At 68.0% G+C, this 10,153-nt stretch carries 12 protein-coding genes; 5 read left to right on the forward strand and 7 right to left on the reverse strand.

The window, feature by feature from the left end; translation table 11 throughout:
- Both U9977_RS10460 and U9977_RS10465 read right to left on the reverse strand, forming a co-directional pair.
- On the reverse strand, positions 1-209 hold a 209-nt coding region (locus U9977_RS10460), incomplete at its 3' end, for a HipA N-terminal domain-containing protein (protein WP_322749021.1).
- On the reverse strand, positions 209-478 hold the full coding sequence (locus U9977_RS10465; RefSeq protein ID WP_322749022.1) for a helix-turn-helix domain-containing protein: 270 nt from the start codon (positions 476-478) through the stop codon (positions 209-211). The genes U9977_RS10460 and U9977_RS10465, both read right to left, overlap by 1 nt.
- A gap of 128 nt (positions 479-606) precedes the next feature.
- Between U9977_RS10465 and U9977_RS10470 the strand changes: the two genes are divergently transcribed.
- Positions 607-975, forward strand: coding sequence for a hypothetical protein (locus tag U9977_RS10470; protein WP_322749023.1), 369 nt, complete (start codon positions 607-609; stop codon positions 973-975).
- A gap of 156 nt (positions 976-1,131) precedes the next feature.
- On the opposite strand, the gene U9977_RS10475 is transcribed toward U9977_RS10470, so the two are convergent.
- Entirely contained in the window at positions 1,132-3,672 is a 2,541-nt protein-coding gene (locus U9977_RS10475; RefSeq protein ID WP_322749024.1) for a pectinesterase family protein, read from the reverse strand.
- A gap of 349 nt (positions 3,673-4,021) precedes the next feature.
- On the reverse strand, positions 4,022-4,297 hold the full coding sequence (locus tag U9977_RS10480; protein WP_322749025.1) for a hypothetical protein: 276 nt from the start codon (positions 4,295-4,297) through the stop codon (positions 4,022-4,024).
- 22 nt (positions 4,298-4,319) lie between these two features.
- Here U9977_RS10480 and U9977_RS10485 point away from each other — a divergent pair, with 22 nt between their 5' ends.
- Positions 4,320-5,405: a hypothetical protein gene (locus U9977_RS10485; RefSeq protein ID WP_322749026.1), complete on the forward strand. Its 1,086-nt coding sequence runs from the start codon at positions 4,320-4,322 to the stop codon at positions 5,403-5,405.
- 262 nt (positions 5,406-5,667) lie between these two features.
- Positions 5,668-6,312, forward strand: coding sequence for a hypothetical protein (locus U9977_RS10490; protein WP_322749027.1), 645 nt, complete (start codon positions 5,668-5,670; stop codon positions 6,310-6,312).
- A 357-nt stretch (positions 6,313-6,669) separates the two neighbouring features.
- Here the strand turns inward: U9977_RS10490 and U9977_RS10495 are convergent, their stop codons facing one another.
- Positions 6,670-7,080, reverse strand: a complete 411-nt coding sequence (locus tag U9977_RS10495; protein ID WP_322749028.1) for a VOC family protein — start codon at positions 7,078-7,080, stop codon at positions 6,670-6,672.
- A 419-nt stretch (positions 7,081-7,499) separates the two neighbouring features.
- On the opposite strand from U9977_RS10495, the gene U9977_RS10500 reads away from it, so the two are divergent.
- Positions 7,500-8,075, forward strand: a complete 576-nt coding sequence (locus U9977_RS10500; protein ID WP_322749029.1) for a Uma2 family endonuclease — start codon at positions 7,500-7,502, stop codon at positions 8,073-8,075.
- Positions 8,076-8,353: 278 nt separating this feature from the next.
- Here the strand turns inward: U9977_RS10500 and U9977_RS10505 are convergent, their stop codons facing one another.
- Together U9977_RS10505 and U9977_RS10510 are read right to left on the reverse strand one after the other, a co-directional pair.
- The gene (locus U9977_RS10505) at positions 8,354-9,316 is read right to left on the reverse strand and encodes a hypothetical protein (RefSeq protein ID WP_322749030.1); all 963 of its coding nucleotides are present in this window, start codon (positions 9,314-9,316) and stop codon (positions 8,354-8,356) included.
- A 223-nt stretch (positions 9,317-9,539) separates the two neighbouring features.
- A complete protein-coding gene (locus U9977_RS10510) occupies positions 9,540-9,890 on the reverse strand; it encodes a hypothetical protein (RefSeq protein ID WP_322749031.1) in 351 nt (116 codons plus the stop codon).
- A gap of 58 nt (positions 9,891-9,948) precedes the next feature.
- Between U9977_RS10510 and U9977_RS10515 the strand changes: the two genes are divergently transcribed.
- The coding region (locus U9977_RS10515; RefSeq protein ID WP_322749032.1) for a hypothetical protein at positions 9,949-10,153 on the forward strand (205 nt) is incomplete at its 3' end.

The raw sequence follows: 10,153 nt of genomic DNA on the forward strand, positions 1-10,153 counted from the left end.
TCCTCGGGCAGCACGCCTTCGAGGAAAGCGCGGACGCTCGCGCCCCGGTAGGTCGTGTCCGCGAGTGGCATGCGCACGCCGAGGGGGGTGGAACCGGTGGCGAGGTAGGCGGGTTCGTAGGTGAACTCCGGCTCGGCGGTGGCGGAGGTCTGGGTGACGCGGCCGACCACGCCGCCGTACATGACCAGGAGCAGGTTCCGCACGGGCATCAGCGTGTGTCCCGCGCGGCGAGGGCGGCGAGCACCGCGCTCTCGGCGTCGCTGGTCTTGTGTTCGACCAGGTTCAGGCTGAGGCCGAGGGCGCCGAGCACGCGGAAGATCGGTTCGATGCTGGCCGCGGGGTGGCCGGTCTCGAAGCGGGCCAGCCAGGCGCGGGAGACACCGGCCTGGGCGACGAGGGCCTCCTGCGACAGGCCGCGCTGCTTGCGGGCCGCGCGCACCGCCGCGCCGAACTGGCGGGCGTTCATGATGTCGACCATCGCGGGGTCCTGTCCACGGTCATCGTCAGCCGGCATTGTCTTCGTTCGTAGACAGTACCTGTTGTCTGCGAACGAAGACAGCCTCCCCGGTATGGATCCGGGCGCGTACGCCGTCGGCGGCCTGGAGCGTGTCGGCGGCGGGCCGCGCGCTCCGCCACGCGCAGGACGACCGCCGCCGTCAGCTCCGGGAACTCGTCGCGGCGCTACCAGCTGGTGTACAGGTCGACGTCCCCGCTCGGGCGGGAACCCATCCCGTGGGCCTGGAGCGCGTAGCCACCGGCGAGCGCCAGCCCGTACCGCCCCCCAGCAGCCCGGATACCGTATCCGCGCCACTGGCACCGTGTTCGGTGGACGTCTGCGCGGACGTGGCGTCGGTGACCGTGGACTCCTCCCGGCTGCTGGGTGGGGGAACGTCCGGGGACCTGATCATCGATCTGGGTCCCGCCCGTCCCGGCGTGGGGCTCGGGCTCGGCCTGGCCGCCGTCGTCCTGCACTGACGGCGCGGATTTGCCCGCTCCCGACGGCACGCGCCGAGCGACAGACTCCGGGTACCGGTCGAGCCCGTCCTGGAAACCCCCACCGATCCTGTCACCGGCGGCCGATCCGATGCTGCGCGGCGGCCGGTGACCTCCGGCGCGCCGCGCAGCGGGGGATCACAGGCCAGGGAACGGAGGGAACGAGCACACCGGCGGCGATGCCGTGGCCGTGCCCTTGATGACACTGACGCCGGTTCCGGAAAAGGACAGGTCGGTTGCCGCCGCGGTGATCTTCGCGTATGCGGCGGTGGTTGTGGTGACGTCGAGGGTGACCTGGTCGAGCGTCACGCCGAGTGGATGGGCGGCGTCCAGTCCGACGAACGTGGACGATGCCTTGGCCGGGGAGCCGGTGGCGACAAGGCCGCTGATGATGATCCGGATGAAGTAGGGCGTGCCGGTGCCGGTGCCGTTGGCGTAGTGGGTGTCGAAGACGATCGGTGCCTTGGTCGCGGTGATGCAGGTGTTGGTGTAGGCGATGTCGGACACGGTGCCGCCGTTGGCGGGGGAGCTCTTGATCCGGATGCCGTTGCTCGACCCGCTGGCGGTGCCCCACGGATCGGTGCCGGTGAGGGTGTTGTCCTCGACCAGGACGTTGCTGACCCCCGCCGAGGTCTCGCTGCCGATGGAAATGCCGTGGGTGCCGTAGAAGTGGTTCCCGGCGATCGTGATGTTCTTGCTGGCCTGGTTGCCCTTGATCGCAATGCCGTCGTCCCCGTCGGCGATGTACGAGTCGCGGATGGTGACGTCGGTGGCGCCGGCCGGGTCGATTCCGTCGGTGTTCCGGGCGGTGGCCGGGGTCTTGATCCGCACCCCCCAGACGGTCAAGCCGGTGCCGCCGGAGTAGACGAGATGGAAATTCGCCGAGTTGAGCAAGTCGACGTCGTAGACGGTGAAGTTGTCGGAGTTGTTCGCTTGCATCAACCGTGGGCTCTGCTGGTTGCCGCCGCTGACCTGGGCCTGGTGCGCCAGATCCCACCAGGTGGTCGATGTCCCCAGGACGGTGGTGTCGCCGCGACCGTCGATGCGGCCCTGGCTGCCGTCGGCCGCCCGCTGACCCTCTACGCCGGCGTTGGCGCCGGACACGGTGATGAACACGGTGCATCCGCCCAAGCCCGCGGCCACGGTCCCGCACGTCGGCTTACCGCTGACCTGGTAGTCGGCGGGGTTGCGGGAGGCGTACAGGGTGACCCCGCTGTCGAGCACCAAGACCACGCCCCGGCGGAGCGTCAACGGCCCGGACAGGAAGTCTGCGTAGCCGCCGGCCGAGCTCAGGCGGACGCCCACCGACGCCGAGCCGGCCTGGGTGCACCCGTCGATGGTCTTCTGGATCCTGGCGGTGTCCGGCGGAGCGCTCTCCTGGGCGGCGGTGGCGGCGCGGCTGGTCAGGGTGAGGGTTGAGGCCACAGTGGCGCAGATCTTGGGCAGGACCGGCTGGCTGACCGTGCGGGTGTCGCCGGTGGCCGACCCGGCCGGGGACGCGCCGGCCGCGGTGGTCGAACCGGACGTCGGCGTGGTGGAAGCGGACGTCGGCGTGGGCGAGGCCGTCGAGGTGCCGGCGGTTGCGCCGCTCGGGTTCCAGCCGTCGGTGCCGGCCAGGTAACTCGCCGCGGTGTACGCGATGGCCTGTGCGTCCGTGAGCTGGGGCCGGTTGGCGTTCACCGTCGCTCCCGGGCCGGAGTTGTGGTATTCGGCGAACCGCGCCGACTTCCAGGAGAAGCCGGACATGTCCGTCCATGGGCCCGCCGTCTTGATTGCGGCGGGCAGCACGGTGTCGCGGATCACCACCTGAGCGACGGCGGACGGCGTGGGGTGCCACGGTCGGCCCAGGTACTCGGTGTCGACCGCGCCGGCGGCGTCGACGGTGCTGTTGGTGATCAGGAACCCGTACTTCTTCGACACATCGGTGTTCGCCGCGGTCAGGACGCCGTTAGTGCCGCCGGAGGAGGCGCCGCGGTCGGTCATCTGGAGGTTGACCCGGTCGAAGACCGCGGTCGCGTTGCCGAACAGGAAGTCGACGGTGCCCGCGACGATGTCGTTGCGGAAGTACTGCCGGGTCTGCGCGGTCGCCGAGGGCGACCACGCCAGCAGGGTGTCCTGGGTGCTGATGATCCGGTCGTTGGTGTACACCTGCCGGTCGCCCTCGGCGGCCAAAGCCACGGCCTGCGTGTTCGTGATCGACGGGTTGGCGGCCGGGTTGAACGAGTTGGCGATCGTGATCCCGGTGACGGTCAGGTCGGGCGCCTTGAAAGTGGCTGTGGCGCTGCCCTCGGTACCGTAGGTGCCGCCACCGGGCTTGGCGGTGCCCGAGGCGTTCCCGAAGGTGATGACAACGTCCTCGGGGTTGCCGGTGGCGCCCTTGATGGTCAGCCGGGCCTTGGTGGCCGGCACGCTCACCACCTCGTGGTAGGTGCCCTTGGCGACGATGATCGTGTGCGCCGCGCCGTCGGCGGGTACCGCATCAATGGCAGCCTGCACGGTGCGGTACTGCCCCGAGCCGTCCACCGCGACCGTCACCGTCGACGCGCTGCCCGGATCGGGCATACACGAAGTCACCACGACCCCGACGCCCATCACCAAGACGGCCGCCACGCCCCGCAGCAGCCCGCGGCCCCGCGCTACCCGGCTCCCCAGCCGTCGCGGCACCCCGGCCTCGGGCACCAACCCACCGACCTGCGCCGTTCGCTTCCGGACACCGCACTGAACCACTCGTGCCTACCCTTCACCACCGTGCCCGCGATCGCAGGCCTGATGTCGCAGATCCCCTCCCCCCGAGCCTTCAGTCGCCCCGGCAGCCAGCAAGGTTGCCACCCGATCGCATTCGGCCATCCGCGACGGCCAGAGGACCGATCCGGCGGCACGCCCCTAGGCGATCCGAGTGTCGGCCACTCCCGCGACCGAAGGAACACGCAGGGTAAAACGGACACATGGAGCAACCTGGACATTACGGTAAACGACTAGCAGGCATGGAAAGAACCTCGCCATCTCAGACTCCGCCCTCCGGAATCCGTCACCGACTGCGCCTTTCGACGTCCGGACGGCGCATCACCGCCGCGGCCGCCGTGGGGACCTTCGCTGTGACGGTCCTCGCGGTGACCGCCTGCACCCCGACCCTGGCCCCCACTCCTACCCAGACAGCGACCCAGACACCGACCCCCACACCGTCGTCGTCGCCGTCCGCCACCCCGGTGGGGACCCCGACGCCTTCGCACACCGCGACCCCGTCCGTACCGGTGTCCGGTGACTGCGGGCGGACGGCGGGCACCTCGCCGACGACGAGGATCACCGAGGTCAGCCTGGGGTCCCAGGTGGTCAGCTTCGCGCCGCAGGGCGACACCGACCCGTTGCCGGCCGCGATCGCCACGGCGCCGGGCGGAGGGTCGTGGCTGGCCTGGTTGGGCACCGACTCCAAGGCCCACCTGGGCAAACTCGACTGCAGTGACCAGTTGGTCGGTACCCCCGCGCCCGTGGACGGAATCGACCTGCAGGACATCAAGGCCGATGCCGACGGTGTGGTGGTCCTGCTGACCCGTCCCGGCCCGCTGGGCAGCGGGACGCTGTGCCGCGGGACCTCCAGCCCGACCAAGTCCATGTGGATGGTCCGCTTCGACAACTCCGGCCGGCAGCTGTGGGAGCGGCAGGTCACCAACCTGAGCAGCAGCCTCGGCGGGTACGATCCCGGGGCCCTGTTCGTGTGGTGGTACAACCACCACGGCACCCTGGCCTACGACGGCACCAACTACGCCGCCTACTTCGAGGCGGCGATCACCGTGGCCAACGGCAGCTGCGTCGACATCCACGAGGGTGACCGGATGCAGGTGGTCAACGCCACCACCGGCTCCCCGGTCTCCGGACACGACAGTTTCGACTGGGGCTGCAGCCACGCCTGGGACTCCCACATCACCTGGGACGCCCGGACCGGCCACTTCGCAATGGTCTGCGCCACGGACAACAACTGCCGCATCGCCCGCCCCGACACCGGCCAGACCGTCGCGCCTGGGGTCTGTGACGGGACCCTGTTCGGCGGCAACATCGTGCTGGCCGGTACCCGGGGCTACTGGACTGCCTGGAGCAACGGCAACCAGGCGCGGCTGGAGCACTTCTCCACCGGCGCGTCCGACCAGACGGTCCTCACCGCCGACAGGACCGAACACTCACACCTGGTCGCTTACGGCGCCGCCAGGATGCTCCTGACCTGGCAGTCCGGATCCTCGATCGCCGCCCAGGTGTACGACTCCACCACCGGCAAGGCCGTGGGCGGCCAGTTCACGATCGCCGTGCCGGACCACACCTACGTCGAGGCCAAGGACTACACCGACGGCAGCGTCGCCTTCCCTGCCGCCGGCACCTCCGGCACCTCCATCCGGATCGTGCGGGTCATGCCGCTCAACTGACACCACAGGAAAGGGGCAGATGGCGGACACGCTGGAGGCCGCGTTGGATATGGATCCGCTGACGGGGACGTCGGGCGAGGCCGCCGATCCCGGTGTGCTGCTGACCTCGTCCCCAGGGAAGTCCGCTCGAATCTCGGTTATCAGTAGGGAGAGGGTGTTTGACTGCCTCCATCAACCCGGTACGGGATACTGGGACAGCACCTGGGCTTCGACACGCTTTGTAAGCGATGCTGGAGACGGCTGCCCGTCCGGAAAGGAACCCATGGACCTCGCGGAGAGATACCAGGCTCTGGTAAATAGCGCGACGCTGGTCGCCGAGTCCGCCGAGGATGCCTACCGGCTGGGCGCCCTTGACCGTATCCTCAAGCCCTGGATCCGGAGCTCGCTCGACTCGCTGGGTGGTCTTTTCGCCAGCTGTGACACGAGCCATCAGCTGGCCGAGGATACAAGAGCACTAGCCACAACGGCCGCCAGCTACTCGGAGCTGCGGGAACAGTTGTTCTCCGACATCCACCACCTGCGTCCGGAGCCGCCCTGGCGAACCGTTGCCCGGGGGGCGATGGCGATCCGGGCACAGTCCGCGGTGCTGCTGAGACAGCCGACCTTCGTCCTGCGACGTCTCGACGCCGGGTTGAACGTCCCGGGCGCGAGGACCTGGGAATTCGCGGTGATCACCAAGCCGTCCGACCCCATGGACAAGGGCACATCGTTCGTGGTCATGGTGTCTGCCGACGACCAGCAGACCGGAGTTCCCATCGCGGTGTCGAAAGAACTCGAGAGCGAACGTGCCTGGTACCAGCAGCTGGAGTACGGCTTCTACTCCCTTGGGATCAGACCCGCCCTGACCGCCCTGCAAGATCCGGACCGTCACCTCAAACGGCCCACCGACGACGGGGATGTCCTTTGACTCACGTCCTCAGACAGGCTGCGGGCGCTTCTATGTTTGTTAGAGCGACCGGCAATAGGGGACGCGGCGCCGCGGGGCTCATCGTCCGGTAAAACGGCGCAGCCCACGCACCACAATAAGAGCCGTTCAATCTTGGTAGGTAAGTGTTCGGTGATGCCGTGGAGGGCACGCGGAGAGCCCGGCCGGTGTGTGCCGGTCGGGTGCGCGTCGGTGAGGCGTTGGTGGCGAGCCGGTAAAAGTTGTCCTGCGGCCACCAGGCGGCCAGCAGCCAGACGATCGACAGATGGGCCAGCGTGGAATGATGTCACTATCCGCACATCGTGGAGTCCGCCGAGAAGCCGCTGCGCGGGGCTTCGTCTACTGGCCCGGCGGAGGTTCCCACAACTCGAATCGGGTCCCCTCCGGATCAACGGCCCAGCCGAACCGGCCGTACCCGGACTCCTCGACAGCGTCGATCACCTCGACCCCTTCGGCACGCAGTTGGGCGAGCATTGCGTCCAGATCGGCCACCCGGAAGTTAACCATGAACGCTTGCTCGCGCCGACCGAAGTAGTCGGTATCCCCGTCGAAGATCGCCCAGGTGGTTGAGCCGCCCGGCTCCCAGCTAAACTGGACGCCGCCGAAGTCGGCCAGGTCGAAGCCCAGATGAGTCGCATACCAGGCCCGAAGGCTCGCGGCTTCCCCTGCTCGTTGGAACACTCCGCCGATGCCGGTCACCCTCTCCATCCACCAACAGTAGCCGACCTCGATACCGCCACCGTGAAACACAGCCCGACCTCAATCGTGCTCACCCTTGTAAGAGTGCCCGACAACAGGGGAGTGGATCAAGGAACGGGGATGGGGTGCGGGCGTCGCGAGACGGAGGAGGGAGGCACCGGAGGTGTTGGGTGTCGACCGACGGAGCCGGGGTACCCCGTGCATCGCGCAGCGATGGATGGGGAGCGATGTGGCGAGGTGCGTGCCCCGGCCCCACGACAGCGCGTCCCCTGTTGCCGGTCGCTCTAAGTAGCAGCGGGCCAGGGTCGCGCGGTGGAGCTGTGTGCTCAAGCAGTCGCCTGCCGTCTGGTTGAACCGTGTGTGCGGGCCTGCATATGCGTGCGATGTTCACGGTTCTTGTCCGCTACTGGTTGGTCGATGTTCGTGGGAGACTGAAGCGGGTAGGTCGAACTGGTGTGAGGAGGGAGCCCGTGAGTGTCGCACTTGTCGAACATGTCGGCCCGTGGACGATCGCGGACGTTGAAGCTCTCGCCGGTACTGGCGACCATTCCCGATACGAGCTGCTTACGCCGGGTGTCCTAACGGTGAGTCCGGCTCCTGGGACCCCGCACCAACGAGCGTCGCGGCGGTTGGCGAACCTACTCGAGGCCGCGGCCTCGACCGCCGGCGCGGCCGTGGAAGTGCTCGAAGCGGTGAACGTGGAGGCACCTGGCGGCCGGTTGGCTGTGCCGGATATCGCCATCGTCGAGCGGAAGTTCGCGGCCACCGACCCGATCCGGTACCCGGTGGGTACCGTGCTGGCGGTCGTCGAGATCGTGTCGCCCGGCAGTGAGCCACAAGACCGGATGATCAAACCGCAGCTCTATGCAGACACGGGCATTGCCGTGTATTGGCGGTTCGAGCTGGCGCCGAAACCGCACATCATCGTCTCCGAGCTCCGGCGTAGCCTGTTCGTCCATACGATCACCGCCTCAGCTGGCGAGCGGACGGTAATCCCCTGCCCGTTCCCGGTCGACCTCGACCCCGCTGAACTTGCTCGGCAGTAACCGCAGAACCGATCTGAACGGTCATGAGAGGACCTGGTCATTGCCCGACTGCACCAGCCGGACAAGCAACGGGTCCAGCTAGGAACGTCAGCCGCGCCGGCCTGCGTCGCCCGCTGGCTGCTGCGCGGGATGACGATCAGCGTGGCCGCCGACGCCGGCGACGGCGGCCTTCCCGCCGGCCCCTCCATCTGACGATCGACCCACGGCGACGGTCGACACCGGCGGATAGCCAGACTGTCACGAGGGTGAACCGTCCGTCTCAACCTCGGGCGTCCTCGTCAGCCTCCTCTGGCCTCTTGACCCGGCCCGCCTCGCGCAGCCGATGCGGCCGACTCGAGGCGACGGAGCAGATCCGCGAACACCGGGTGGTCTTCGAACTGGCCGGGCAGCATGCCGTCCAGGACGTGGGGGAAGCGGCGGAGAGCGGGAACCGCGTCCGAACTGGCCGGCCGGATGTCCGGCGGATCCACGCCGTACCACCGGGCAACACTCGCCAGCAGTGGGTCCGGCTCGCCTGCGACGAGTATGACTACGGCTCTGTCCTGCGCGTTCTGGTCAAGCATCATCTCCAGCTCGCCTGTGACGCCGGGGGTAATGCTACTCAACGCCATTAGAATCACCTCGGCGCTCTCGATGAGTGCCCGGACCACTCCCTGCCAGTTTTCATGAGGAAGTTCGAGCATCGGGATAGACGTTCGGAACCACGACAGCGTGTCGACGGGATTGGCGCCCGCCATCACTGGCGCTCGACCGCGTAGGGCATCTGCCACCCTGCCTTCGATTGTTTCCGTAGGATGGTCGACAATTCCGCTCTGAATCCTCACGCGATGGTGGAGCGCCGGCTTCCCGCGCGTCTCGAGGGAGAGCGCCTCGAGATCGAAACTTCTCAGGAAGAGTACGAAAGGTCGTCCCAACCGCCGCCGTTCGAGGACGGTCCGCGTGGCGGTTCGATGCTGTGCCTCATATTTCTCCCCCATCCTTTCCTCGAGCGCGAGGGTATCCTTTTCCAGTGCCCGGACGGCATGATGGTTGCGGACGATCGCGACGGTGAAGAGTGTCCCGTACACAAGGACGGCCGGCAGGAGGACGCATGTGCGGAACAGTCGCGTTGAGGGCAAGTCGAGATAATCGAAGGCGAGAAGCACCCCTACAAACACCGGTGGTACGAAGGCGACCGCATCTGTGGCTCGGCGATAAATCCAGAACAGGACGAACGCGCCGAATGCTGCGAGCGTCAGCACCGTGGCGACCAGTCGTGCGGGTGCCGCGAATGGGAAGAAGCTGCCACCGAGCACCTCGGTGACGCCAACAAGAACCGGTACAACCAGGCCGAGGTGGATCCGATCACGTTGTTTCGTCAGGTCAAAATCGGTGGCGGTCGCAACCGCAAGTCGCTCTCGGTGGCGGGGCCGGTCCAGCCCGAGGAAAAATCGCGCGTCGACGCGGGCTGCAACGCCGTGATCATCACATGCCGGCCCGGTCCTCCCAGGCGCGTCGGATCGGGGCGGGCAGCACCAGCTCCGGCCACGCGTCAACGAGCAGCGCCCCGTCGATGTAGCCGAGGATGTCCTCCGCCCGGCCTTCCCGCAGGACGATCTCGTACAGCCGGTGGCGCTGCTGCCGGTCCGCGAGGTCGTAGGTCCGCTCCGGGTCCGACCAGTTGAGATGGGTGGGCAGCCGGACCAGGGCCAACGCCTGGCGCAGCGGGAGCCGGGGCAGCCGGTCCGGCACGGCGAACGGCCGGCCGCGCTCGTCCACCACGACCTCGAACCGGGGCAGCGGCGTGATGTCGAGCCGGAAGCCCGCCGCGGCCAATCGACAGCGGGATCTCTCGTCTGCACTGTTTATCCAGGTCGTGGGCCGGTTCGTGCGCATGCGAGGTGTCGAGGATGAAACATGCGCTCGCCTGTTCATCCCGTCGATCAACCCACTTCTCGGCTATGCCAAGGACATCGAGAAGACCGTTGAGGCAGTCATCGCCGACGAGGAACAGAAAGTCCGCGACCGCCAGAACGACGACGATCGCGGCGGAGGATCTGGTCTACACGCTGCCACGCCTCTGGCGGGATGGGTCCGAG

This window comes from Protofrankia sp. Cas8 (assembly GCF_963555845.1).
Classification (GTDB): Bacteria; Actinomycetota; Actinomycetes; order Frankiales; family Frankiaceae; genus Protofrankia.